The following is a 22493-nucleotide window of genomic DNA, read 5'->3' on the forward strand; positions in this document are numbered from 1 at the left end:
TCGCTCCTCAGGCCGGCGCATTACAGCTCGACAAACGTCCTTTGTCGCCCGACCGGACAGCGCGATTGATGCCATTATGCATTTCTGTTCCTCTTCGCTTTAGAACAGGAACAGACTGGGCTGGAAACCATGGCGCGTCACGAGCCCTGGAGCGCGGAGCGCGCATCCGGGATCATCGCCGAACACACCCACCTCGAAGGGGCCACGCTGCCGATCCTGCACGCGCTGCAGGAGACGTTCGGCTACGTCGATTCCGGCGCCGTGCCGCTGATCGCGGACGCGCTGAACCTGTCGCGCGCCGAGGTGCACGGCTGCATCACCTTCTACCACGACTTCCGCGCCCACCCGGCCGGCCGCCACGAGGTGAAGCTGTGCCGCGCCGAGGCCTGCCAGGCGGTGGGTTCCGACAAGCTCCACCGCGAGATCCTCGGCCGCCTCGGATGCGGCTGGCACGAGACCACCGCCGACGGCAGCGCCACGGTCGAGCCGGTCTACTGCCTGGGCCTCTGCGCCAACGGTCCCGCCGCGCTGGTCGACGGTGAGCCGGTCGCGCACCTGACCGCCGACGCCCTGGAAGCCGCCCTGACGGAGGTGCGCCAGTGAGCGTCACCCTCTACGTTCCGCGCGACGCCGTCGCGCTCGGCCTCGGCGCCAACAAGGTCGCCCGCGCCCTCTTCGCCGGGGCCGAGCGCCGCGGCCTCGACGTCACCATCGTGCGCACCGGCTCCCGCGGCCTGTTCTGGCTGGAGCCGATGGTCGAGGTCGGCACGCCCGAGGGGCGCGTCGCCTACGGTCCGGTGACGGTCAAGGACGTCGACGCCCTGCTGGACGCCGGCCTGACCACGGGCGGCGACCACGCCCTCCGCCTCGGCGCCCCGGAGACGATCCCCTACCTCGCCCGGCAGCAGCGCCTGACCTTCCACCGCTGCGGCGTGATCGACCCGGTCTCCGTGGACGATTACCGGGCCCATGGCGGCTATCGCGGCCTCGAGGCCGCGCTGAGGCTCGATGCCGAGGGCGTCGTGGCGGCGGTGCGCGATTCCGGCCTGCGCGGCCGGGGCGGGGCCGGCTTCCCGGCCGGCATCAAGTGGAACACCGTGATGCTCGCCAGGGCGGACCAGAAATACGTGGTCTGCAACGCCGACGAGGGCGATTCCGGCACCTTCGCCGACCGGATGATGATGGAGGGCGACCCCTTCAACCTCATCGAGGGCATGACCATCGCGGGCGTCGCGACCGGCGCCACCCGCGGCTACATCTACCTGCGCTCCGAGTACCCGCAGGCCTTCGCCACCCTCAAGGAGGCGATCGCCAACGGCGTTAAGGCCGGGGTGCTGGGCGAGAACGTCCTGGGCTCCGGCAAGAGCTTCCACCTGGAAGTGCGCCTCGGCGCCGGCGCCTATATCTGCGGCGAGGAGACCTCGCTGCTGGAGAGCCTGGAGGGCAAGCGCGGCATCGTGCGGGCGAAGCCGCCGATCCCGGCGCTCAAGGGCTTCCTCGGCAAGCCGACGCTGGTCAACAACGTCATGACGTTCACGGCCGTGCCGTGGATCCTCGAGAACGGCGCCAGGGCCTACGCCGATTACGGGATGGGCCGGTCGCTCGGCACCCTGCCGATCCAGCTCGCCGGCAACATCAGGCACGGCGGCCTGATCGAGGTGGCCTTCGGCATGACCCTCCGGCAGGTCATCGAGGATTTCGGCGGCGGCACCCGCTCAGGGAGGCCGGTCCGGGCCGTGCAGGTCGGCGGGCCGCTCGGGGCCTACTTCCCCGACCATCTCCTCGACACGCCCCTCGATTACGAGGCGATGGCGGCCAAGAAGGGCCTCGTCGGCCACGGCGGCATCGTGGTGTTCGACGACACCGTCGACATGGCCGCCCAGGCCCGCTTCGCCTTCGAGTTCTGCGCCACCGAGTCGTGCGGCAAGTGCACCCCCTGCCGCATCGGCGCGACCCGCGGCGTCGAGACCATGGACAAGGTGATCGCCGGCATCCGGACGGACGCGAACCTGAAGCTGGTCGAGGATCTCTGCGAGGTCATGACCGACGGGTCGCTCTGCGCCATGGGCGGGCTCACGCCCATGCCGGTGATGAGCGCGATCACCCATTTCCCCGAGGATTTCAGGCGCGCCGGCGATCTGCCGGCCGCGGCCGAGTGAGGAGACGTCGATGGGCCTGATCAAGGAGATCGACTACGGCACGCCGATCCGGGTCGCGGAGCAGACTGTCACCCTGACGATCGACGGCATGTCGGTGACGGTGCCGGCCGGCACCTCGGTGATGGCGGCGGCGATGCAGGCCGGGACGCAGATCCCGAAGCTCTGCGCCACCGACTCGCTGGAGCCCTTCGGCTCCTGCCGCCTCTGCCTCGTGGAGATCGAGGGGCGGCGCGGCACGCCCGCCTCGTGCACGACCCCGGCCGAGAACGGCATGGTGGTGCACACGCAGAACGAGAAGCTCGCCAAGCTCCGCAAGGGCGTGATGGAGCTCTACATCTCCGACCACCCCCTCGACTGCCTGACCTGCGCGGCGAACGGCGACTGCGAGTTGCAGACGCAGGCGGGCGTCGTCGGCCTGCGCGACGTGCGCTACGGCTACGAGGGCGACAACCACGTCCGGCCGAGCTCCGAGAAGTACCTGCCGAAGGACGAGTCGAACCCGTACTTCACCTACGACCCGTCGAAGTGCATCGTCTGCAACCGCTGCGTCCGCGCCTGCGAGGAGGTGCAGGGCACCTTCGCGCTGACCATCGCGGGCCGCGGCTTCGACAGCCGCGTCGCGGCCGGCCCGACCAACTTCTTCGAGTCCGAGTGCGTGTCCTGCGGCGCCTGCGTCCAGGCGTGCCCGACCGCGACCCTCCAGGAGAAGTCGATCCACGAGTTCGGCCAGCCCGAGCACGCGGAGGTGACGACCTGCGCGTATTGCGGCGTCGGCTGCTCGTTCAAGGCCGAGATGCAGGGCGAGCGCGTCGTCCGCATGGTTCCGTACAAGGGCGGCAAGGCCAACGAGGGCCATTCCTGCGTGAAGGGCCGCTTCGCCTACGGCTACGCCACCCACAAGGACCGCATCACCAAGCCGATGATCCGCGAGAAGATCACGGATCCGTGGCGCGAGGTCTCGTGGGAGGAGGCGATCGACCGCGCTGCCTCCGAGTTCAAGCGGATCCAGGCCAAGTACGGCAAGGACTCGGTCGGCGGCATCACCTCGTCGCGCTGCACCAACGAGGAGGCCTACCTCGTCCAGAAGCTCGTGCGCGCCGCCTTCGGCAACAACAACGTCGATACCTGCGCCCGCGTCTGCCACTCGCCGACCGGCTACGGCCTGATGTCGACGCTCGGCACCTCGGCCGGCACCCAGGACTTCAAGTCGGTCGAGCATTCCGACGTGATCCTGGTGATCGGCGCCAACCCGACCGACGGCCACCCGGTCTTCGGCTCGCGGATGAAGAAGCGCCTGCGCCAGGGCGCCAAGCTGATCGTCGCCGATCCCCGCAAGATCGACCTGGTGAAGTCGGCCCACATCAAGGCCGACTATCACCTGCCGCTGAAGCCCGGCTCCAACGTCGCCTTCATCAACTCGCTGGCGCACGTGATCGTCACCGAGGGGCTGATCGACGAGGCCTATGTCCGCGAGCGCTGCGATCTGGCGGAGTTCGAGTCCTGGGCCCGGTTCATCGCCCAGGAGCGCCACTCCCCCGAGAACCAGGCGCAGTTCACCGGTCTCGACCCGGCGGAGGTCCGCGGCGCGGCCCGGCTCTACGCCAAGGGCGGCGCGGCCGGCATCTACTATGGCCTCGGCGTCACCGAGCACAGCCAGGGCTCGACCATGGTCATGGGCATGGCCAACATCGCCATGGCCACCGGCAATATCGGCAAGCTCGGCGCCGGCGTGAACCCGCTGCGCGGCCAGAACAACGTCCAGGGCTCCTGCGACATGGGCTCGTTCCCGCACGAGCTCACCGGCTACCGCCACGTCTCGGACGACGCCACCCGCGAGAGCTTCGAGGCGATCTGGGGAGCCAAGCTCGACAACGCCCCGGGCCTGCGCATCACCAACATGCTCGACGAGGCCGTCGAGGGCACGTTCAAGGGCATGTACATCCAGGGCGAGGACATCGCGCAGTCCGACCCCGACACGCACCACGTGACCTCGGGCCTGATGGCGATGGAGTGCATCGTCGTCCAGGACCTGTTCCTGAACGAGACCGCCAAGTACGCCCACGTCTTCCTGCCGGGCGCCTCGTTCCTGGAGAAGGACGGGACCTTCACCAACGCCGAGCGCCGCATCTCGCGGGTCCGCAAGGTCATGGCCCCGATGGGCGGCTACGGCGATTGGGAGGGCACGGTGCTGCTCTCCAATGCCCTCGGCTATCCGATGAACTACAACCACCCGTCCGAGATCATGGACGAGATCGCCCGGCTCACCCCGAGCTTCACCGGCGTCTCGTACGCCAAGCTCGACGAGCTCGGCTCGGTGCAGTGGCCCTGCAACGAGAAGGCGCCGCTCGGCACGCCGATGATGCACGTGGACCGCTTCGTCCGCGGCAAGGGCCGGTTCATGATCACCGAGTTCGTGGCCACCGAGGAGCGGACGGGGGCGAAGTTCCCGCTGATCCTCACCACGGGCCGGATCCTGTCCCAGTACAATGTCGGCGCGCAGACCCGGCGCACCGAGAACTCGCGCTGGCACGAGGAGGACGTGCTGGAGATCCACCCGTTCGACGCGGAGCTGCGCGGCATCGTCGACGGCGACCTCGTCGCCCTGGAGAGCCGCTCGGGCGACATCGCCCTGAAGGCCAAGATCTCGGAGCGGATGCAGCCCGGCGTGGTCTACACGACCTTCCACCACGCCAAGACCGGCGCCAACGTGATCACCACCGACTACTCCGATTGGGCGACCAACTGCCCCGAGTACAAGGTGACGGCGGTGCAGGTCCGGCGGACCAACCGGCCCTCCGACTGGCAGGCGAAGTTCTACGAGGAGGACTTCTCCCTGACTCGGATCGCCCAGACCCTGGACGCGGCGGAGTAAGCGTACCCGATGAGCGCCGTGACACAGGCGGACAAGCTCGTCCGCATGGCCAACCAGATCGCCACTTTCTTCCGGTCCTACCCGGAGGAGGAGGCGGTCGCCGGAATCCAGAAGCACATCAAGGCGTTCTGGACGCCCAAGATGATCGCCCATCTCGAGGCCGCCCTGCCGGAGCAGGGCGACCGGGTCGACAGCTACGTGCGGCGGGCGTTGCAGGGCGCGGAGCCGGCGGCCGACAGCCCGGTGCGTCCGGCCACCCGGGATCCGCAGCTCGCGGGTGCGGGCGCCAGCGACGCGGGCTGACCGCTCGGCGCCGGTCCGGGGCTTTGGGCCCGGACCCTGCTCGACCTGACCTGCGCAGGATCACGCGAAGCACCCCCTCTCCCGACCGGGCGAGGGGGTGTTTCGCGTCCGTGCCGATCGTGCGGGGAACGGGGCTGCGCCGGCTGAGGGGCGCCTTGGCCCCGGCTGGCCGCGCCTTCGCCCCGGCTGGCCCGGCGACGTCCGCCGCCGGGCCCGGAGACTTCAGTTCTTCAGGGCGACCGTGAAGTCGGCCTCGGTCTTGCCGCGGATCTCGTCCTCGGTGACGCCGTCGGCGAGCTCGATCAGCTTCATGCCGCCGTCGCCCTTCTTGTCGATCTCGAACACGCCGAGATCGGTGATCACCAGATCGACCACCTGGGTGCCGGTGAGCGGCAGGTCGCAGGCCTTGAGCAGCTTCGGGCTCTCGGTGCCGTCCTTGTTCTTGGCGACGTGCTCCATCACCACGACGACGCGCTTCACGCCCGCCACGAGGTCCATGGCGCCGCCCATCCCCTTCACCATCTTGCCGGGGATCATCCAGTTGGCGAGGTCGCCGTTGCCGGCCACCTGCATGGCGCCGAGGATCGACAGGTTGATGTGCCCGCCGCGGATCATCCCGAAGGAATCGGCGGACGAGAAGTAGCTCGTCGTCGGCAGCGCGGTGATCGTCTGCTTGCCGGCGTTGATCAGGTCCGGATCCTCCTCGCCCTCGTAGGGGAAGGGGCCCATGCCCAGCATGCCGTTCTCCGACTGGAGCTGCACCGACATGCCCTCAGGGATGTAGTTCGACACCAGCGTCGGGATGCCGATGCCGAGGTTCACGTAGAAGCCGTCCTCCAGCTCCTTGGCGGCGCGCGCCGCCATCTGCTCGCGGGTCCAGGCCATCGTTCTCGCTCCCTTCCCGTCCGATCAGTGCGTGCCGCCGCCGGCCGCCGCGGCCGGGGTGCTGTCGTCGCGCTTGCGCGTGGTGCGCTGCTCGATGCGCTTGTCGCGCTGCCCGACGTCGATGATCCGCTTCACGAAGATGCCGGGCGTGTGGATCGTGTCCGGATCGATCGCGCCGGGCTTCACGAGGTGCTCGACCTGCGCCACCGTCATCTTGGCGGCGGTCGCCATCATCGGGTTGAAGTTGCGCGCGGTCATCCGGTAGCGGAGGTTCCCCTCGGTGTCGCCCGTATGGGCGTGGACCAGGGCGAGGTCGGCGAACAGGCCGCGCTCCATGACGTACTGCTCGCCGTCGAACTCGCGGACTTCCTTGCCCTCGGCGACCTTGGTGCCGACGCCGGTCTTGGTGAAGAAGGCCGGGATGCCGGCGCCGCCGGCGCGGATCCGCTCGGCCAGCGTGCCCTGCGGGTTGAACTCGATCTCCAGCTCGCCGCCGAGATACTGGCGGGCGAACTCCTTGTTCTCGCCGACATAGGACGAGATCATCTTGCGGACCTGGCGGGTGTCCAGGAGCTTGCCGAGGCCGACCCCGTCGATGCCGGCGTTGTTGGAGACGACCGTGAGGCCCTTGACGCCCGAGAGGCGCACCGCCTCGATCAGCTCGTCGGGGATACCGCAGAGGCCGAAGCCGCCGCACATCACCATCATGTCGTCGTGCAGGAGGCCGGCCAGGGCCGCGGCGGCATCCGTGTAGACCTTCTTCATCGAACCGTCCTTTTCCCGCCGGACCCGACCGGCCGAAACCTTGGGAAGCGCGTGTCCTCGCGCCTGCTCTCCCCGATTCCGCGCGCGAAATCCAGTGGTGCGCCGCACCGGCGCGCGCGGTCTCGGGCGATCCGTAACCGGCACTGCGCTGGGGAGGGCAGGGCGGCCCTGCGCGGGCGCGGCAGACAAAGCCGGCCGAGGACGCTAAGTTGCCCATTCGACGTGCAGACCCTGCCGGGCCGCGGCAGCCCGAGGGGCCGGCGCGGCGCCCGGCTTCCGGCCACAGCCGCCGCCCCTTCGGAGCATGATGTCGCTGCGCCGCCCGATCCTCGTCCTCGCACTCGGGAGCCTGATCGCTGCCGGCCTCGGCCTGCGCGACTGGCCCCTGGAGGATGGCCGGGTCACGGCGTTCGCCCGCCGCGCCTTCGACGCGTACGGCCTCCGGCTGACACTGCACGGGCCCGCGCACCTCGCGGTTCTGCCCTGGCCGCGCCTGACCCTCGACCGCGTCCGGCTCGCCGCGGGTTCCGACGGCCCGGTTTTGGCGGATGACGGCCGCCTGATCATCGATCTCGACCCGCTGAGCCTCGTCGGCGAGCGCGCGGATGTGAGCGGGCTCCGCCTGGAGGGCGCGCGGCTGTCGGACGACCCCGCGGGTTGGGAAGCTCCCCTCGCGCGCCTCGCCGAGCAGGCCCGGTCCGGCGAGACGGCCCGACCGCGTCGGATCGTCGTGCGCGGCGCGCGCCTCGCCGCCGGCGACACGGCCCGGGACATCGACCTCGACGTCGCGTGGCCGCTCTGGGGCAAGGCCGCCGAGGGCCGCGCCAGCCTCACCTGGCGGGGCGTGCCGACCCGGATCACCCTGACCCACCTGCGTCCGGCCGAGATGGCCCAGCACCGCCGCAGCCCGTTCACCGCGGAGGTCGCGTGGCCGGACGGCAGCCTCGCGGCGGACGGAACTGTGGCGCCGCCCGCGGAGGGCAGCGCGCTGCCCGTCCTGTCCGGGCAGGTCCGGTTCGAGACGCGATCCCTCCCGGAGAGCCTGTCCTGGATCGGGCGCGATGTGCCGCTGGCGCCGCTCGCCGGTGCCTTCTCGATCGACGGCCGGTTCGAGACGGCCGAGCGGTCCGTCTCGTGGCCGAGCCTGCGCATCGGCCTCGGCCAGAACGTCCTGGAAGGGGCCGGCGCCGTCGCGTTCGGGCCCGGCAAGGTGCCGCGCCTCTCGGTGCAGGCGACCCTGGCGGCCGAGGCGCTCGATCTCACGCCCCTCGTCGCGGATCTGGAGCGGCTCCTCGACCCCGCGCCCGCGTCGCTCGCCCTGGCGCCCTTCACGCGGGGCGACCTCGACCTGCGCCTGTCGGCGGCCGAGGGGCGCGTCGGCGCGGTCCGGGTGCAGGACCTGGCGGCGAGCGTCCTGGTGCGGGATGCCGCCCTGGAAGTGGCGGTGAACCGGGCCCGGATCCAGGACGGCACGTTCAAGGGCCGCGTGACCCTGACGAGCGGCGCCGATCCGGCCGCGACCGAGCTGCGCACGCAGGGGAGCCTCGACCGCGTCGACCTCGGCGCGCTGCTGGGCGAGATCGGCGCGGCGCGGTGGGTGGTCGGGCCCGTACAGGGGCATTTCGCCCTCGAGTCCAGGGGCCGCGACACGGTCGGCCTCCTGGCGCATCTCGGCGGACGTGCCACGCTCGCCATGGACGGCGGTGCCATCGCGGGACTCGACCTCGCCGACATCGTCCATCGCAACGGAGCGGTGGCGTCCGGGGCCCTCGCGCGCCGGAACGGGCGGACGGCGTTCGAGCGCGCCGTGGTGACGCTGCGCTTCGTCGACGGCGTGGGTGAGATCGCGGAGTCGGGGCTGCTGGGGCCGAGTGTCGGGGCGACCCTGCACGGTCAGGTATCCCTGCCGGAGCGGCGGCTCGATGCCCGGGGCGACCTCGTCCTGCGTCCGCCCGGCGATTCCTCTCGCGGGATCCTGTTCGCGGTGACGGGGCCGTGGAGCGCCCTGAGGGCCCAGACCGTCGCCCACGGCGAGGCGTCCGACCCGGCCGGGCGGTACGGGGACGCGATGCTCCCCGATTCCCTCAAGCTGCCCGCCACGCTCGGCCTGCCCGGCAACGCCCGCGCGTATGCCCCGTGACGGCCGCGCGATGGCGCCAGCCCCGGCCAAGCTCTAAGATCGGGCCCCGAACGCCTTCATGATCCCCATGCGCCGCCTGCTCATCGAGGAACCCGTCACCCGCGCGGGGCCGCTGGCCCGGCGGCTCGCCGCGTTCTCCGTCATCGCCACCGGGATCGCCCTGGTCCTGGTCCGGGATCCGCGCTCCGACACGGATGCCGCGCTCGTGGCCCTGGTAGCCGGCCTCGGCGTCGCGCTGCTGGCCGCCGGGGCCGCGATCTTCGCCTTCGTGCGGGTCTGGCGCGAGGGCGCCCGCGGCCTCGGCGCCGCCCTCGCCGGGCTGGTCCTCGCGCTGGCGGTGCTGGGCTACCCCGCCTTCCTCGGCTTGCGCGGCCTGCGGCTGCCCGCCCTGTCGGACATCACCACCGACATCGACAATCCACCGGCCTTCTCCCGCTCGCGGGCGGCCTTCGCGGCCCGCGGCGGGCGCTACCCGGCCGATCCGAGCCCGGCGGCGCGCGACAGCCAGCGCGGCGCCTACCCGCAGATCGCGCCGCTGACCCTCGATATCGGCGCCGACGAGGCCTTCGAACTCGCCCGGCAGGCGGCCCTGAAGCGGCACTGGCAGATCGTCGAGGCGATCCGGCCGGGCGGCCGGACCGGCAACGGCCGGATCGAGGCCGTGGCGCGGGGGCTGATCCTCAACCTGCCGGACGACGTCACCGTGCGCATCCGCCCCCGCGCGGACGGGGCTCGGATCGACGTACGCTCGGCCTCGCGCCTCGGCGGCCGCGATTTCGGCAGCAACGCCGACCGGATCCGGGCCTATCTCGACGACGTCGCCAACCTCGCCCTCGCGGTGAAGTGAGCCGACCTGCCGCTCAGGCCGGCGCGTAGGTGCCGTCCAGCCGGGGCGCGCCGTCGCAGGTCGCGAGCCCGCGCCCGACCAGGTCCTCCAGGTGGGCGAAGACCGACAGGGCCGCCGCGCCGCGGAGCCGGGGATCGAGCCCCTGGTAGATTGCCGCGACGATGTCGGCGATCCGCCCGTCGCCGGCGACGAGCCGCGCGCGGATCGCCGCCTCGCGCTGGCGGCGGTGCCCGGCAAGCCCCCGCAGGAACCGGGCGGGCTCGCGCACCGGTCCGCCATGGCCCGGCCAGTAGACGGACTCGTCGCGCCCCCGCAGCTTGTCGAGGGAGTCCAGATACGCCCGCATCGCGCCGTCCGGCGGCGCCACGATCGTGGTCGACCACGCCATGACATGGTCGCCGGAGAACAGCGCCCGCGCCTCCGGCAGCGCGAAGGCGAGGTGGTTCATCGTGTGGCCGGGGGTCTCGACGGCCACGAGGGTCCAGCCCGGGCCGGATGCGGCATCGCCGTCCGCCATGACCCGATCGGGCGCGTGGGCCCGGTCGGCGCTCGCGTCGAGCATCGGGGTCTCCGTCTCCGACAGGGCGCGCGCCGCCCTGTGCGGCGCGCAGCCGATGATCGGAGCGCCGGTGCGCGCGGCCAGCAGACGCGCGCCCGGCGAATGGTCCCGATGGGTGTGGGTGACCACGATGGCCTCGACGTGCTCCGCGCCGAGTTCCTGAAGCAAAGCTTCGATATGGGCCGGATCGTCCGGACCCGGATCGATCACCGCGACGCGGTCCTGTCCCACCACGTAGGTGCAGGTGCCGCTCGCCGTGAACGGGCCGCCGTTGGGCGCGACCCGTCGGCGGATCAGCGGCGCGACCTTCTCCAGCCGACCACTCGGAGGCATCGATGGATCGAAGGTCAGGGTGTTCTCGTCGGTGTCCGCCATCGCGATCCCGTGCGACCGAAACGGCGGTTCCTTGGACGGTTCGCGGACCCGTGGCAATCGCCCTGCACGCCTTGCAGACCGGCGGTCACGACGCGGGGCGTGTCGGGCCGCGCCGGGATCTGTCCGCCGCGTTCCACATCGCGGCCCGCGATCGCCGCACTCAGTCCTGGCGGCGCGGCTGCCGAGCGCGCACGCGGACCGGTACGGGCGCCGGTGCCGGCATGAGACCGAGCGCCGCCGCGCGCAGGGCGTCGCCGACCCTGTCGACGATCTCGGTCACGCGCGCCGCCATCGCGGCGGCCTTCGATCGAACGGCACTCTTGGCAGATTGCAGCATCGCAAATCCCGGATCGAGCCTGGAGACCTATCTTCGAACGCTAGCGCCCCTGTCTCGTTCCGTCACCCCATGTCGCGGACGGCGCCGGCGGCCGCAGAGACTCACAGGACTTCGCGATCGGGGCGGAACCGGACCGAAACCTTGGCGTTTTCGTGTTCAGAACGACGCGGCCCGCCCGCGTTGGTACTTTCCAAGGATACGAACCATGCTCGGTTGGGCCGTAACTTTTCTCGTCGTCGCCCTCGTGGCGGCTCTGCTTGGCTTCGGCGGCATCGCCGGCACCGCTATGGAGGCTGCCAAGCTGGTGTTCTTCGTGGCCATCGTCCTGTTCGCGATCTCGGCGGTCGTGGGCCTCATGCGGGGTCGCTCGCCGACACTTTGACGGGTGAGCGGAGTTGCCGGCCGCGATCGCGGCCGGCAGATGGACTCGTGGGAAAGCCGTCGCGCGGTGCGGCGGCTTTTTCCGTCGGACGATACCGATGACGGATGCGGGGCTCGTCCGGCCCGATGACCACGATCGCGTGTGGAGAGAGGGGCGGAGGTGCGCCCAGATCGCGGTGGGGATGAGAGACGGAGGCTCAGGCCTTGTGGTCGGCGCTGTCGAGTTTCGCGATCAGCTCGGCGAAACGGTCGGGGACCGGCTGCTGCGTGACCGTGTCGTACATCGCGCGCAATTGCGAGGCGATGCGATTGCGGGTCTGATCGCTGAGGCCGTTCCTGCTCCGGGCGCGGCCGGCCTGATCGTGCTGCCCGGAAGCGGATGCGCCGACGGAGCTGTTCTCGGCCTCCGATGAGCGATCCGAAGCAGTCTCGGCGTGCGGATCGCGCGCGCGAAGACCTGCCTCCTTGCCCTGGTCCACCATCAACACGCCCCTTGTTGCCGAAGTCGGCCCGGCCGCATTGTGCTGCGGCTCGACATACGCCATGGCTGCGGCGGCAACGCCTGCGCGCCGGCATCGGTTCCGCTGGGGGGTGGAACGGAGTGCGGGCCTCCGCGTTGGGCGGTAGGCTGCGCAGGACACAAAGCCGGCCCCGGCAGGCCCTCGGTGACGGATCGAGGCGTTCGCGGCCGGGCAACACGGCGAGGCACAGGGGATCGAATGTCGACATCGCAACTCGTGGTACAGCACCTGCCGTACCTGCGCCGCTACGCGCGCGCGCTCACGGGTAGCCAAGTGGCGGGTGACGCGTACGTCGCCGCCACCCTGGAGACCCTCGTCAACGAGCCGGACACGCTCGGCCGGAGCACCAACATCAAGGCCGACCTGTTCCGCGTGTTCACGCGGATCTGGAACTCGCTCTCGGTGAACGGCCGCAGCGAGCAGGTCCAGCACGACCTGCCGGCGGAGGTCCGTCTCGGCCAGATCACGCCGCTGCCGCGCCAGGCCTTCCTGCTGTCCTGCCTCGAGGGTTTCTCCGAGGAGGACGCGGCCATCATCCTGGGCGTCGACGTGTCCGAGGTCCGCGACCTCGTGGACGAGGCCGGGCGTGAGCTCGCCGCCGACATGGCGACCGAGATCCTCATCATCGAGGACGAGCCCCTGATCGCCATGGATCTGGAGGCACTGGTCGAGGGCCTCGGCCACAACGTCATCGGCGTCGCCCGCACCCGCACCGAGGCGGTCAAGATCGCCGGCGAGGGCAAGCGTCCCGGCCTGATCCTGGCCGACATTCAGCTCGCCGACGGCTCCTCCGGCCTCGACGCGGTGAACGACCTCCTGAAATCCTTCGAGGTTCCGGTGATCTTCATCACCGCCTATCCGGAGCGCTTCCTGACCGGCGAGCGGCCCGAGCCGGCCTTCCTCATCGCCAAGCCGTTCCAGCCCGCCAACGTCTCGGCCGTGATCAGCCAGGCGCTGTTCTTCCAGCAGACCGCCCGTCGTCGGGAAGCCAAGACGGCCTGATATCGAGCCGGGCGGGTCGCCGCCCGGGATCACCCTCGATCGACGCTGACGACGTAAGCCCCGGCGCGAGCCGGGGTTTTTTGTTGTCCGTGCCGGGCCGACCCGCAGCGGCGGCACACAAAAAAACGGGCCGGAGAAGGCTCCAGCCCGTCGCGAAGGTTCCGGCCGATGCACAAGGGGAATGCGGGGAGGACCAGGTGGCCGGGTGCACAGAGAACGGGCGCCGGCCCAGGAGGTTCCGGAGCGCGCGCTTTTTCGGAGATGGTGGTTTTTATGCAACGCTGGGGCCCTGTGGATAGCGTGCGTGCGCCGCCGCACCAACGGCCGCGCTGGGTTCGAATACTCAGGTAGCGTAGACGCGACACAGTCTAGGAACCTGCGATTGCAGGGCGCGTTGTACAAACATCCTGTCAAGCTCTCGCAATGAGGTCGGGGCGATGCTGCGGTCTGGTTTCATCCTGGGCGTGAGTGCTCCCGCCGCTCTTCTCACCGTTCTCATCCAGCCGGTCGTGCGCGACACGGCGGACCGCTGGACGATGCCGGTGCCCACGGCTCAGACCGTTCAGGCCCCGCTCCCCGGGATGCGCCCCGTCTCACTCTCGATCAGCCCGACGCGGGTGGCGGGCGTGCAGCGGATCGAGAGCCGGAACGCGCCCGTCGCGGGCGAGGCCCAGGACCTCGAGATCAAGCCGATCCTGCGGCAGCCGCCGCGGCGGATGCGGGAGGGCTGCGAGGCGGCCCTGAGCTCGCTGGTCGGCCCCGAGGCGCGCCGCATGACCCCCGGACGCTGCATCTCCTGATCTGCTCCGCCAGCAACCGCGCAGCGAAAGGCCCCGCCGTCCCGGCGGGGCCTTTCGTTGTCTGGAATGACTCTTGCGCGTCGCCGGAATCGAAAACGGCGCCGGTCCCGAGGGACGCGGCGCCGCTACGCGGTACGGTTCAGCGGCAGCCTCACTCGGCCCGGCCGGTCCCCGTGGACTGGCCACCCTTGCGGCCGGCGGACGAGGCGAGCTCACGGTCCTGAGAGAAGGAGCGCTTCTCGGCGGGCACGCTGCGGCCGCCCTTGCTGGCGATCTCGCGCTGCCGCTCCAGATCCATCGAGGCAAAGCCCCGCTTCGAGGTCGAATTTCCGGATGCCATCAGTTCCTCCTCAGGCTTCGCTTCACCCCGCAACAACCTTCAGCAATAACCAAGGTTCCTAGCCTGAGACGTGCTCAAGCTTCCGCCAACTAAGCTTGGCAGCAACCGCGACTTGTGTACCGCGTTGGTCGGCATTCGACCTTGGTCGAGGTCCGCGTCCGCTCCGGCGTGCCCGGAGGCCCGGCGACTTGATCCGGGCGGGTAGCGTGGCCGGGGCTGCAGAGAAGGGTTTTCGCGTATGACGAACCGCAACATGGTCAAGGATGCCGCTCCGGGCGCTCCGGCAGCGCAGCCGAACACGCCACCCCTGCCGCCGATGCCCGCACCGGAGGATTCCGCCACGCCGACCACCCGCGAGGAGCCGACGGATTCGCCGCACCTGAATGCCAGCCTCAAGCGCGACGCGCCCGCTCCCGGCGTCCAGGGCCTCTCGACCAAGCGCTGAGCGGGGACGCAGAAATCTCAGGCCTACGATCTCAGGCCTGACGCCCGCGTGCCAGGCGAGTCAGGCCTGCGACGAGAAGGGCGATCGCCGCGATAGTGACGATCCCGGCCACCGTCAGGATCTGCTGGATGAGCGGCGTGTAGACGCCCCGCGCCGCATCGTAGCCGTAGCAGAGCAGGGTGAGCCGGTCGGCGATGCTGCCGACCCGGCCCTCGCCGGCCTCGGTCAGGGCGAGGCGGAGGTCCTTTCCGGTCAGGGCCAGGGGCGACAGCACCCGGGCCACCCGGCCGTCGGCGGCGAGAAGAAGCGCCGCCGCGGGATGCGCGAAGCTGTCGGTCCCGGCATCGTAGACCGCGCTGTAGCCCAGGGCTCCGGTGAGGCGTGCGAGCGCGCTGTCCGAGACGAGGAGCGCCCGGGGCCGGACGGATGTCGCCCGGTCGCCCAGCGTCTCCGCGAGCATGCGGCGCGCGGCCGCGGCGTCGTCGCGCGGGTCGATCCCGACCAGCACGAGGGCGTAGTCGTCCGCCGGGAGGCCTGTCGCCGCCAGGGCGCCCGCCGACATCGACAGCATGGGGTCGCAGACATTGCCGCAGGTGTAGTCCACGGGCAGCAGCAGGGCGGCCCGGCCTCCGAGGGCCTGCCCGAGGGTGGTCGGCTGTCCGGTGCGCGCGTCGGTGACCGCGAGGTCGAGCGGGGCCCGGGCTCCGGGGGGCGGCGCGACCGCGACGCGGGCGAGATCGGCCTGGACGAGGCGTGCCGCGGCCGGTCCCGATGCCAGGACGAGGCCCAGCGCCAGGAGGGCGCCGAGACCACACCGGCAGGTTGCGTTGGGCGCGGGGCTGGACAAGTGCCTGACGAACCGCATGGATATGCGGGCCCGTCCGGCCCCGCCGTCCTGGGCGTGAGACCCGTCGCGGAGCCCCCGAATGACCCTCGACACCGAGGTTTCCTCCCTGAAGCAGGTGCCGCTGTTCCGCGAGGTGGAGCCGGCGCGCCTGAAACTCCTGGCCTTCACCAGCGAGCGGGTTCATTTCGAGCCCGGGCAACGCTTCTTCGCCCGCGGCGACGTGGCGGATGCGGCCTACGTGATCCTGTCGGGCACCGCGGAAGTCAGCATCGACGGTCCCGCCGGCCCGGTCCGGCTGGCGCTGCTCGGCCAGGACGCCCTCGTCGGCGAGATGGGCATCCTGGCCGAGCAGCCCCGCTCCGCCACCGTGACGGCGCAATCCGCGGTGACCGCCCTGCGCATCGACCGCGGCGTGTTCCTGGAACTCCTGGCACAGTTTCCACAGATCAGCATCGCGCTGATGCGCGTGCTGGCGCTGCGTCTGGAGCAGACCAACCAGGCGCTGGCCGAGAGCCGGAGCTGATCGCGCCGCGATCAGACCGCGTAGGTGATGAACTCCAGGAGCGAGCCGTCCGGATCCCGGAAGTAGACGCTGATCCCCGCGCCCGCGGCGCCGTGCCGCTCCACCGGGCCGAGTTCCACGGGGATCCCGGCCGCCTCGAGATGCGCGATCGCCGACTCGATCGCGCCCGACCAGCGGAAGCACAGGTCGCTGTTGCCCGGCTCGACGGGTTTCGCCGCCACGGGCACCGCCTCGACGCCCGGGCCGTGGCAGTTCAGCTGGACGCCGCCGAACCGGTAGGCGAAGCCGGGGCCGCGCTGGACGATCTCGGCGCCCACCACGTCCCGGTAGAAGGCGTTGGACCGCGCCCAGTCGCTGACGTGGATCACGCAGTGATCGAGGTGTATCGCCGGGCTGAGCGGGACATCGGGAGCGACCGCCGCCTCGGTCGGAAGAGTTTCGGTCTCGGGCATCGTTCACCTCCGCGCCGGGCGCAGTAGAGCACCGCTGCGATTCAGAATTAGGGCACAACCGTGGCCGTGGGAGCGGCCCGGGCGCGGCCGGCTGCGGCGGAAAAGCTACATCGTCGCCGACGCGGAGACGGTAGGCATGGCGCGACGACCGTATCCCGCACGACAGGACCTATGATCGCCACGCTTCCCTCGGCCTGGAGCCGCCTGCGCCGGATCGTTCTCTCGCGGATCCTCCTCGCCGTCGTGGCGATCGCGCCCCTGGCGGCCTGCCAGACCCGACCGGTCCAGGTCGCCCAGGACGACGATTCGGCCTGGTACATCGGCAGCAAGCCCGACAAGCCCTTCGACATTCCGCTGGTCGACACCCAGCGGCTCGACCCGAAGTATCGCCGCCAGCAGGTCAGCTACAACGGTCCCGAGCAGCCGGGCACGATCGTGGTCGACATCGACAAGCGTCAGCTCGTCCTCGTCCAGGCCGACGGCACGGCGATGCAGTACGGTGTCGGCGTCGGCAAGGCCGGCTTCTCCTGGAAAGGCGAGGCGCGGGTCGGGCGCAAGGGCGTCTGGCCGGACTGGAGCCCGACCGTCACGATGGTCTCGCTGCATCCCGACCTGCCGCGGACCCGCAAGGGCGGCCTCGACAATCCCCTCGGGGCCCGGGCCCTCTACCTCTACCAGGGCAACCGCGACATCCTCTTCCGCATCCACGGCACGAACGAGCCCTGGAGCATCGGCGAGCAGATGTCGTCGGGCTGCGTCCGGATGCTGAACGAGGATATCGCCGACCTGTACGACCGCGTTCCGGTGGGCACCCGGGTCCTCATCAAGCGCAACGGCAAGTATCGGACCTGATCGGGCCGGCGCCCCGTCGCAGCGCCGGTCAGCCGGCCGGCGACGCCGCGGCGGACGCGTCGCGGACCTCGCCGGAGGCGCGTCGGGCGAGACGGTCCAGGGCCTCGCGATCGAGCCCGCCGCGGCCCGCGGCGGGGTCGCCCGGCCGACCGTCCGGCGCCATGCCGTCGCTCGCCAGCACCGCGGCGGTGGTCAGGCCCGGCACGGTCCTGTCGGTCGGCCGTTCCGGACCGATCGCGAAGCCGGCCCAGACGAGGAGAGCCGCGCACAGGGCCAGGCTGGCCAGCAGGGTCTTGAGAAAGGTCATGCGACATAACGGTCGCGCCGGGGCCGTCGTTCCGGTTCCGAGCGTCCCGCGGACAACCGGAACGCTTTCGCAACCGCGGCCGGCGAATCTCGGCGCCGGACCTGCCGCGTCGCTCCCATGGCCCGGCAAATCGCCACATTGGCCGGGCACCGTCGCGGCCTCGACGAACCCGTCAACTGACTTCTCGCCGCCCGCGTGGACATCCCCGTTATGATCAGACCGATGCTCGCCCTGCTCCTCCTCTGCGGCCCCGCGGCCGCGGCCGGGACGGTCAGCGGCCCGGCGACCGTGATCGACGGCGACACGATCGAGGTGCAGGGCACGCGAATCCATCTCTACGGCATCGACGCCCCCGAGACCGCGCAGAGCTGCGAGACCGCCAAGGGGCGGGAGTATCGCTGCGGCCGCGAGGCCGCGCAGGCTCTGCGCGCGCGGATCGGGGGCGGCGTCGTCACCTGCGAGCGCCGCGACGGGGGCGTGGCCGGTCGCGTCACCGGGATCTGCCATGTCCACGGCGAGGATCTGTCGGCCTGGATGGTCGACCAGGGTCTGGCGCTCGCGAGCCGCCACGTGGCGGCGGCCTATACGCGCCAGGAGGGCCGCGCCTGGGCCACCCGCCGCGGCATCTGGGCCGGCACCTTCGAGAAGCCGGCCGACTGGCGCCAGGACCGGCGCCGGGTCGAGGCCTCGGCCGGGACGAGCGCGGCCGACTAGCGGGGCGGTCGGCTCAGGCCTTCGCGTCCTGGCCCTCGGTGAATTCCCGCCACAGCAGCACCAGGGCGGCCATCACGGCCGGCCCGACGAACAGGCCGAGGAGCCCGAAGGTCTCGACGCCGCCGAGGATGCCGAGGAGCACCCACAGGAACGGCAGCTTGGTCGTGCCGCCGATCAGCGCCGGGCGGATGAAGTGGTCGGCCACGAAGGTCACGACGAGGCCGGCAGCCGCCACCACCAGGGCCGCCGTCACCGAGCCCGCCGCCACCAGGAGCAGCGCCGCGATGGCGATGGCCACGGCCGCACCGAAGGGGATCATCGCCGCCACCGCCGTGAAGGCGCCGAGCAGAACGGGGTGGGGGACCCCCGCGAAGTGGTAGACGATTCCGAGCACGAAGCCCTCGCCGAGGCCGACCAGCACCAGCCCGTCGACGGTGCCGTGCACGGAGGCCACCATCTGGCGGGCGACGCGCTCGCCCCGCGGTCCGAACAGCCGGTGGCAGGCGGTCAGCGACTGGTCCCGCACCGTCCGCCAGTCGCGGAACAGGAAGAACAGGGCCACGAGGCTGAAGCCGAACAGCACGACCCGGTGCACCACCTCGCGACCGACATTCCGCGAAGCCCCGAGCACCGAGTGATTCTCGAACCGGCGCAGCAGGTCGGAGCCCGCCTGTGCGTGGCCGAGATTGTCGTTCCACCACGCGGTCGCCTGCGCGGCGCCGTAGGGCAGGTGCTGGAGGAAGTCCGGCGCCGGGATGCCGTTCGCCTCCGCATTCCGGACGAACTCGGCCACGTCGTGCGCCTCCCGGGCGGCCTGGATGCCGAGGATCGCCAGGGGCGCCAGGAAGACCAGCGCCACCGCCGCCGTCACCAGCGTCGGCAGGAGAATGTTGTGCTTGCCCGGCGGGAAGCGGTGCTCCAGCCGCCGGTAGACCGGCCACAGGGCGATCGCCAGAACCAACGCCCAGGCGAGCGCCGGCAGGAACTCGTGCAGGATCCAGAGGCCCAGGGCCGTCAGCGTCAGGACCAGAAGGACGCGGGCGACCCCTTGGGAGCGCGCGCGCTCCTGCGGCGGCGGCGTATCGAGGCGCGCCGGCGGGGCGGCGGGCTTGGTGATCGGTGGCATCCGTCTGATCTCCTGAGGACGCGCGGTCGTCCCGTCGTCTAGCTAGGGCCGCTGCGTCCGGAGCGTGCGCGCGTCCCCGCACCCGGCGGCGCACGCCTGTGGATAGGCGCTGAAACGCCGGGGAAGCGCCGCGGTTGCCGCCCCTGGCACCCTCGTGTAGAGGTCGCCGCCATTCGACCGGGCCGCATTTTAGGGCCCGTCCACGCGTAGGGCGGCCGCGCGGGGCGTTCGCGCCGGGCCGCCCGGGCGGCGAGGGGGCTCCCGCACGACCGATCCGGAACTCGAACAGCCCGCGAGAAGACATGTCCGACGAGCCCGCCCACGGCAGCGCCACCTTCGAGCGCGTGGCCGACATCATAGCCGAGACCGCCGACATCCCGCGGGACAAGATCACGCCCGAGAGTCACGCGATCGACGACCTCGGCATCGACAGCCTCGCCTTCCTCGACATCGCCTTCGCGGTGGACAAGGCCTTCGGGATCAAGTTGCCGCTCGAGCGGTGGACCCAGGAGGTCAACGAGGGCAAGGTCCCGGCCGAGGAGTACTTCGTCCTGAAGAACCTGTGCGCGCGCATCGACGGCCTCGTGGCCGAGAAGGCCGCCAAGGTCTGAACCGAGGCCGATCCGACCCGTCATGCGCCTCGAATATTTCGAGATGATCGATTCCGTGCGGCTCCTCGACAGGGCCGCCGGCCGCATCGAGGCGCTCGCCCGGGTGCCGATGGCCAGCCCGGTCTTCGAGGGCCACTTCCCCGGCCATCCCCTCGTGCCGGGCGTTCTCCTCACCGAGACGATGGCGCAGGCCTCCGGGTACCTCGTGCTCGCCCATCTCGACTTCGCGCGGATGCCGTTCCTCACCGGGGTCGACAAGGCACGCTTCCGGTCCTTCGTGGGCCCCGGGGCGGATCTGCTCGTCACGGCGACCCTCGAGCATGACGGCTCGGGCTACGCGGTGACCAAGGCGGCGATCAGCCACGACGGCAAGGCGCTGTGCGACGCGGAACTGCGCTTCCGCACCATGCCGTTCCCGGACGGCCTCGACGCGCCGATGCGCGAACGGGCGCGGACGATCGGCCTGTTCCCCGATTCGGCGCCCGCCGAACGCGAGCCCTGAGTCAGTCATGAGCCGCCCCGTCGTCGTCACCGGCCTCGGCCTCGTCTCCTGCGCGGGCGAAGGCGTCGACGCCCATCTGGCCGCGCTCGCCGGGGCGACGGCCCCGCGCACCGACAGCGAGACCTTCGCGCCCTACCCGGTGCACCCGGCCCCGGCGATCGCGTGGGACGGCCAGATTCCGAAGCGCAGCGACCAGCGGCAGATGGAGGCGTGGCAGCGGCTCGGCGTCTACGCCGCCGGCCTGGCCCTCGACGAGGCGGGCGTGAAGGACGACGCCGCTCTCAAGCAGGCGCTCCATCTCGTCGTGGCCGCGGGCGGCGGCGAGCGCGACTACGCGGCGGACGGAGCGATCCTGACCGGCCTGCGCGACGCCGCCGATCCTGGTGCCTACCTGAACGAGCGGCTCCAGAACGACCTCCGGCCGACGCTGTTCCTCGCCCAGCTCTCGAACCTGCTCGCCGGCAACATCGCCATCGTGCACGGCGTGACGGGCGCCTCGCGCACCTTCATGGGCGAGGAATCCGCCGGGGTGGACGCCCTGCGGATCGCCCAGGCGCGGGTGGCCTCGGGCCAGATCGACGCGATCCTGGTCGGCGGCTCCTACAGCGCGGAGCGGCCGGACGTGCTGGTGATCCACGAGATGGGCGGCTATCTCGCCCGCGACGCCTACCGCCCCGTCTTCGCGCGGGGCGACGCGGGTGGCTTCATCCTCGGGAGCTGCGCGGCCTTCCTGATGCTCGAATCCGCCGCGCATGCCGCCGCCCGCGGCGCCCGCGCCCTGGCCCGGCTGGAGCCGGTGGCGAGCGACCGGACCCGCCGCGCACCCGGCAGCGTCGCCGGCAGCCTCGAGACCCTCTGGCGGCAGGCCGGCCTTTCGGCCCCCGACCACGTCCTGTCCGGCGCCACCGGTGTCGCGCCGATCACCGCGGAGGAGCGCGCGGTCCTGTCGCACCTCGCCCCGGGCGCGCGCCTGCGTGGCCTCGGGGACGTGATCGGGCACGGGCTCGAAGTGGCGGCGCCCTTCGGGGCGGCGCTCGCCGCCGCACTCGTCGCCGGCGGTGCCCGCGAGGTCGCCGTGACCGCCGTCGGCCACCGGCGCGGCGAGGGTGTCCTGCGCCTCGTTCCGGCCTGAGCGAGCCCGCCGCCGGGGGCGCGTCGGCCGCGTCCGATCGGCCAGGTGGCAGCACAGGTTTCGCGTGCCCGTACCGCGCTGAAATGCCTTATCCCGTTGTTCAAGCGACCGTTCTGGCCCTGCTCAACCGGATTTTCCGAGAAGAATTTCCCGCATGGCTGCGGCGCTTGCCGCGGGAAATATTTCCCCGCTCTTGCCAAAGAACCGCCGGCGGTCTACTTCTACCGCATCGGCACGTGTCCGGATATCTTGGACCGTTACGCCTTCGCAGGGCGGTTCTGACTTTCCTATCGCTATCGGTCGATGCCGGCGCCCCCTCGTTCGAGCGGGTGCCACCTCTCACTATGCCTGCGAAGATCAAGGACTTCCATGAGCACCGGAACCGTCAAGTGGTTCAACGAGACCAAGGGCTACGGCTTCATCCAGCCGGATGACGGCGGCAAGGACGTGTTCGTCCACATCTCGGCCGTCGAGCGCGCCGGCCTGCGCAGCCTGAACGAGGGCCAGAAGGTCTCCTACGAGCTGGAAACCGACCGCCGCAGCGGCAAGCAGTCCGCCGGTCAGCTCCAGACGGCTTGATCGCCGTCCTCGGCGTTTCTTCGGAAGCCGCTCCCTCGGAGCGGCTTCTTCGTATCTGCAATCGTGTTTCTGTCTTCCCGCTGTGGGTGACGGCCTTCGCCGCGCCCGATCCAGGAG

Annotated in this window: 27 protein-coding genes; 17 read left to right on the forward strand and 10 right to left on the reverse strand. The window is 71.2% G+C overall.

Translation table 11 applies throughout. The annotated features are described in order from the left end of the window. The first annotated feature begins 129 nt into the window (after positions 1-129). The 4 genes from MOTC310_RS10930 to MOTC310_RS10945 are packed head-to-tail and all read left to right on the forward strand — an operon-like array spanning position 130 to position 5334. Positions 130-603 (forward strand): formate dehydrogenase subunit gamma, encoded by a 474-nt coding sequence (locus tag MOTC310_RS10930; RefSeq protein ID WP_331293125.1) that lies wholly within the window; start codon positions 130-132, stop codon positions 601-603. Continuing rightward, entirely contained in the window at positions 600-2159 is a 1560-nt protein-coding gene (locus MOTC310_RS10935) for a formate dehydrogenase beta subunit (protein ID WP_331301773.1), read from the forward strand. The genes MOTC310_RS10930 and MOTC310_RS10935 overlap by 4 nt, the downstream gene beginning before the upstream one ends. Before the next feature lie 10 nt (positions 2160-2169). Further along, positions 2170-5031, forward strand: a complete 2862-nt coding sequence (gene fdhF / locus MOTC310_RS10940) for a formate dehydrogenase subunit alpha (RefSeq protein WP_331301774.1) — start codon at positions 2170-2172, stop codon at positions 5029-5031. 9 nt (positions 5032-5040) lie between these two features. Next, on the forward strand, positions 5041-5334 hold the full coding sequence (locus tag MOTC310_RS10945; protein WP_331293128.1) for a formate dehydrogenase subunit delta: 294 nt from the start codon (positions 5041-5043) through the stop codon (positions 5332-5334). Positions 5335-5556: 222 nt separating this feature from the next. On the opposite strand, the gene MOTC310_RS10950 is transcribed toward MOTC310_RS10945, so the two are convergent. After that, positions 5557-6219: a 3-oxoacid CoA-transferase subunit B gene (locus MOTC310_RS10950; protein ID WP_331293129.1), complete on the reverse strand. Its 663-nt coding sequence runs from the start codon at positions 6217-6219 to the stop codon at positions 5557-5559. 24 nt (positions 6220-6243) lie between these two features. Continuing rightward, entirely contained in the window at positions 6244-6984 is a 741-nt protein-coding gene (locus MOTC310_RS10955; RefSeq protein ID WP_331293130.1) for a CoA transferase subunit A, read from the reverse strand. Between the two features lie 304 nt (positions 6985-7288). On the opposite strand from MOTC310_RS10955, the gene MOTC310_RS10960 reads away from it, so the two are divergent. Both MOTC310_RS10960 and MOTC310_RS10965 read left to right on the forward strand, forming a co-directional pair. Beyond that, entirely contained in the window at positions 7289-9124 is a 1836-nt protein-coding gene (locus MOTC310_RS10960) for an AsmA family protein (protein ID WP_331301775.1), read from the forward strand. A gap of 67 nt (positions 9125-9191) precedes the next feature. Then, positions 9192-9971, forward strand: a complete 780-nt coding sequence (locus MOTC310_RS10965) for a DUF1499 domain-containing protein (RefSeq protein ID WP_331302222.1) — start codon at positions 9192-9194, stop codon at positions 9969-9971. A gap of 13 nt (positions 9972-9984) precedes the next feature. Here the strand turns inward: MOTC310_RS10965 and MOTC310_RS10970 are convergent, their stop codons facing one another. Both MOTC310_RS10970 and MOTC310_RS10975 read right to left on the reverse strand, forming a co-directional pair. Further along, on the reverse strand, positions 9985-10905 hold the full coding sequence (locus tag MOTC310_RS10970; protein WP_331301776.1) for an MBL fold metallo-hydrolase: 921 nt from the start codon (positions 10903-10905) through the stop codon (positions 9985-9987). 160 nt (positions 10906-11065) lie between these two features. Next, positions 11066-11242: a hypothetical protein gene (locus MOTC310_RS10975; protein WP_331293134.1), complete on the reverse strand. Its 177-nt coding sequence runs from the start codon at positions 11240-11242 to the stop codon at positions 11066-11068. 205 nt (positions 11243-11447) lie between these two features. Between MOTC310_RS10975 and MOTC310_RS10980 the strand changes: the two genes are divergently transcribed. Then, on the forward strand, positions 11448-11624 hold the full coding sequence (locus MOTC310_RS10980) for a DUF1328 domain-containing protein (RefSeq protein ID WP_007568853.1): 177 nt from the start codon (positions 11448-11450) through the stop codon (positions 11622-11624). Positions 11625-11820: 196 nt separating this feature from the next. Here the strand turns inward: MOTC310_RS10980 and MOTC310_RS10985 are convergent, their stop codons facing one another. After that, positions 11821-12168, reverse strand: a complete 348-nt coding sequence (locus MOTC310_RS10985; RefSeq protein ID WP_331301777.1) for a NepR family anti-sigma factor — start codon at positions 12166-12168, stop codon at positions 11821-11823. A gap of 174 nt (positions 12169-12342) precedes the next feature. Between MOTC310_RS10985 and MOTC310_RS10990 the strand changes: the two genes are divergently transcribed. Beyond that, positions 12343-13146: a response regulator gene (locus MOTC310_RS10990; protein WP_192706375.1), complete on the forward strand. Its 804-nt coding sequence runs from the start codon at positions 12343-12345 to the stop codon at positions 13144-13146. Positions 13147-13583: 437 nt separating this feature from the next. Next, positions 13584-13946 (forward strand): hypothetical protein, encoded by a 363-nt coding sequence (locus MOTC310_RS10995; protein ID WP_331301778.1) that lies wholly within the window; start codon positions 13584-13586, stop codon positions 13944-13946. Positions 13947-14097: 151 nt separating this feature from the next. Here the strand turns inward: MOTC310_RS10995 and MOTC310_RS11000 are convergent, their stop codons facing one another. Then, positions 14098-14286, reverse strand: coding sequence for a con-10 family general stress protein (locus MOTC310_RS11000; protein WP_010683678.1), 189 nt, complete (start codon positions 14284-14286; stop codon positions 14098-14100). A gap of 238 nt (positions 14287-14524) precedes the next feature. On the opposite strand from MOTC310_RS11000, the gene MOTC310_RS11005 reads away from it, so the two are divergent. Continuing rightward, on the forward strand, positions 14525-14731 hold the full coding sequence (locus MOTC310_RS11005) for a hypothetical protein (protein ID WP_331293137.1): 207 nt from the start codon (positions 14525-14527) through the stop codon (positions 14729-14731). Between the two features lie 31 nt (positions 14732-14762). Here MOTC310_RS11005 and MOTC310_RS11010 read toward each other — a convergent pair whose 3' ends face one another. Next, entirely contained in the window at positions 14763-15578 is an 816-nt protein-coding gene (locus MOTC310_RS11010) for a thioredoxin domain-containing protein (protein ID WP_419539888.1), read from the reverse strand. 79 nt (positions 15579-15657) lie between these two features. Between MOTC310_RS11010 and MOTC310_RS11015 the strand changes: the two genes are divergently transcribed. Beyond that, on the forward strand, positions 15658-16101 hold the full coding sequence (locus MOTC310_RS11015) for a cyclic nucleotide-binding domain-containing protein (protein ID WP_331293139.1): 444 nt from the start codon (positions 15658-15660) through the stop codon (positions 16099-16101). Between the two features lie 11 nt (positions 16102-16112). Here MOTC310_RS11015 and MOTC310_RS11020 read toward each other — a convergent pair whose 3' ends face one another. Continuing rightward, complete coding sequence (locus tag MOTC310_RS11020; protein WP_331293140.1) at positions 16113-16553, reverse strand: VOC family protein; 441 nt, start codon at positions 16551-16553, stop codon at positions 16113-16115. Positions 16554-16724: 171 nt separating this feature from the next. On the opposite strand from MOTC310_RS11020, the gene MOTC310_RS11025 reads away from it, so the two are divergent. Then, positions 16725-17405 carry a L,D-transpeptidase gene (locus MOTC310_RS11025; RefSeq protein ID WP_331293141.1) on the forward strand — a complete coding sequence of 227 codons (681 nt, stop codon included), beginning with the start codon at positions 16725-16727 and terminating at the stop codon, positions 17403-17405. 28 nt (positions 17406-17433) lie between these two features. Here the strand turns inward: MOTC310_RS11025 and MOTC310_RS11030 are convergent, their stop codons facing one another. Next, positions 17434-17712: a hypothetical protein gene (locus MOTC310_RS11030; protein WP_331301780.1), complete on the reverse strand. Its 279-nt coding sequence runs from the start codon at positions 17710-17712 to the stop codon at positions 17434-17436. Positions 17713-17922: 210 nt separating this feature from the next. On the opposite strand from MOTC310_RS11030, the gene MOTC310_RS11035 reads away from it, so the two are divergent. Continuing rightward, positions 17923-18426: a thermonuclease family protein gene (locus MOTC310_RS11035; protein WP_331293143.1), complete on the forward strand. Its 504-nt coding sequence runs from the start codon at positions 17923-17925 to the stop codon at positions 18424-18426. A 13-nt stretch (positions 18427-18439) separates the two neighbouring features. On the opposite strand, the gene MOTC310_RS11040 is transcribed toward MOTC310_RS11035, so the two are convergent. Next, positions 18440-19552: an AI-2E family transporter gene (locus MOTC310_RS11040; RefSeq protein WP_331301781.1), complete on the reverse strand. Its 1113-nt coding sequence runs from the start codon at positions 19550-19552 to the stop codon at positions 18440-18442. A 302-nt stretch (positions 19553-19854) separates the two neighbouring features. Between MOTC310_RS11040 and MOTC310_RS11045 the strand changes: the two genes are divergently transcribed. The 4 genes from MOTC310_RS11045 (at position 19855) to MOTC310_RS11060 (ending at position 22376) form a co-directional block, all read left to right on the forward strand. Then, entirely contained in the window at positions 19855-20163 is a 309-nt protein-coding gene (locus MOTC310_RS11045) for an acyl carrier protein (RefSeq protein ID WP_010683687.1), read from the forward strand. A 22-nt stretch (positions 20164-20185) separates the two neighbouring features. After that, positions 20186-20665 carry a 3-hydroxyacyl-ACP dehydratase FabZ family protein gene (locus MOTC310_RS11050; protein WP_012321926.1) on the forward strand — a complete coding sequence of 160 codons (480 nt, stop codon included), beginning with the start codon at positions 20186-20188 and terminating at the stop codon, positions 20663-20665. 7 nt (positions 20666-20672) lie between these two features. After that, the gene (locus MOTC310_RS11055) at positions 20673-21797 is read left to right on the forward strand and encodes a beta-ketoacyl-ACP synthase (protein ID WP_331301782.1); all 1125 of its coding nucleotides are present in this window, start codon (positions 20673-20675) and stop codon (positions 21795-21797) included. Between the two features lie 369 nt (positions 21798-22166). After that, positions 22167-22376, forward strand: a complete 210-nt coding sequence (locus MOTC310_RS11060; RefSeq protein ID WP_010683690.1) for a cold-shock protein — start codon at positions 22167-22169, stop codon at positions 22374-22376. Positions 22377-22493 lie beyond the last annotated feature (117 nt).

Origin of the sequence: Methylobacterium oryzae (assembly GCF_036441375.1) — a bacterium.
Classification (GTDB): Bacteria; Pseudomonadota; Alphaproteobacteria; order Rhizobiales; family Beijerinckiaceae; genus Methylobacterium; species Methylobacterium oryzae_A.

Excerpts from the sequence above, each read along its gene's own strand:
- fdhF (WP_331301774.1), top strand. The coding sequence starts at position 2,170 with ATGGGCCTGATCAAGGAGATCGACTACGGCACGCCGATCCGGGTCGCG.
- MOTC310_RS11040 (WP_331301781.1), bottom strand. The coding sequence starts at position 19,552 with ATGCCACCGATCACCAAGCCCGCCGCCCCGCCGGCGCGCCTCGATACG.
- MOTC310_RS11060 (WP_010683690.1), top strand. The coding sequence starts at position 22,167 with ATGAGCACCGGAACCGTCAAGTGGTTCAACGAGACCAAGGGCTACGGC.
- MOTC310_RS10950 (WP_331293129.1), bottom strand. The coding sequence starts at position 6,219 with ATGGCCTGGACCCGCGAGCAGATGGCGGCGCGCGCCGCCAAGGAGCTG.
- MOTC310_RS11000 (WP_010683678.1), bottom strand. The coding sequence starts at position 14,286 with ATGGCATCCGGAAATTCGACCTCGAAGCGGGGCTTTGCCTCGATGGAT.
- MOTC310_RS10965 (WP_331302222.1), top strand. The coding sequence starts at position 9,192 with ATGCGCCGCCTGCTCATCGAGGAACCCGTCACCCGCGCGGGGCCGCTG.
- MOTC310_RS11025 (WP_331293141.1), top strand. The coding sequence starts at position 16,725 with ATGATCGCCACGCTTCCCTCGGCCTGGAGCCGCCTGCGCCGGATCGTT.
- MOTC310_RS11045 (WP_010683687.1), top strand. The coding sequence starts at position 19,855 with ATGTCCGACGAGCCCGCCCACGGCAGCGCCACCTTCGAGCGCGTGGCC.
- MOTC310_RS11050 (WP_012321926.1), top strand. The coding sequence starts at position 20,186 with ATGCGCCTCGAATATTTCGAGATGATCGATTCCGTGCGGCTCCTCGAC.
- MOTC310_RS11055 (WP_331301782.1), top strand. The coding sequence starts at position 20,673 with ATGAGCCGCCCCGTCGTCGTCACCGGCCTCGGCCTCGTCTCCTGCGCG.
- MOTC310_RS10995 (WP_331301778.1), top strand. The coding sequence starts at position 13,584 with ATGCTGCGGTCTGGTTTCATCCTGGGCGTGAGTGCTCCCGCCGCTCTT.
- MOTC310_RS10930 (WP_331293125.1), top strand. The coding sequence starts at position 130 with ATGGCGCGTCACGAGCCCTGGAGCGCGGAGCGCGCATCCGGGATCATC.
- MOTC310_RS11005 (WP_331293137.1), top strand. The coding sequence starts at position 14,525 with ATGACGAACCGCAACATGGTCAAGGATGCCGCTCCGGGCGCTCCGGCA.
- MOTC310_RS10970 (WP_331301776.1), bottom strand. The coding sequence starts at position 10,905 with ATGGCGGACACCGACGAGAACACCCTGACCTTCGATCCATCGATGCCT.
- MOTC310_RS11020 (WP_331293140.1), bottom strand. The coding sequence starts at position 16,553 with ATGCCCGAGACCGAAACTCTTCCGACCGAGGCGGCGGTCGCTCCCGAT.
- MOTC310_RS10985 (WP_331301777.1), bottom strand. The coding sequence starts at position 12,168 with ATGGCGTATGTCGAGCCGCAGCACAATGCGGCCGGGCCGACTTCGGCA.
- MOTC310_RS11030 (WP_331301780.1), bottom strand. The coding sequence starts at position 17,712 with ATGACCTTTCTCAAGACCCTGCTGGCCAGCCTGGCCCTGTGCGCGGCT.
- MOTC310_RS11035 (WP_331293143.1), top strand. The coding sequence starts at position 17,923 with ATGATCAGACCGATGCTCGCCCTGCTCCTCCTCTGCGGCCCCGCGGCC.
- MOTC310_RS10990 (WP_192706375.1), top strand. The coding sequence starts at position 12,343 with ATGTCGACATCGCAACTCGTGGTACAGCACCTGCCGTACCTGCGCCGC.
- MOTC310_RS10960 (WP_331301775.1), top strand. The coding sequence starts at position 7,289 with ATGATGTCGCTGCGCCGCCCGATCCTCGTCCTCGCACTCGGGAGCCTG.
- MOTC310_RS10975 (WP_331293134.1), bottom strand. The coding sequence starts at position 11,242 with ATGCTGCAATCTGCCAAGAGTGCCGTTCGATCGAAGGCCGCCGCGATG.
- MOTC310_RS10945 (WP_331293128.1), top strand. The coding sequence starts at position 5,041 with ATGAGCGCCGTGACACAGGCGGACAAGCTCGTCCGCATGGCCAACCAG.
- MOTC310_RS10955 (WP_331293130.1), bottom strand. The coding sequence starts at position 6,984 with ATGAAGAAGGTCTACACGGATGCCGCCGCGGCCCTGGCCGGCCTCCTG.
- MOTC310_RS11015 (WP_331293139.1), top strand. The coding sequence starts at position 15,658 with ATGACCCTCGACACCGAGGTTTCCTCCCTGAAGCAGGTGCCGCTGTTC.
- MOTC310_RS10980 (WP_007568853.1), top strand. The coding sequence starts at position 11,448 with ATGCTCGGTTGGGCCGTAACTTTTCTCGTCGTCGCCCTCGTGGCGGCT.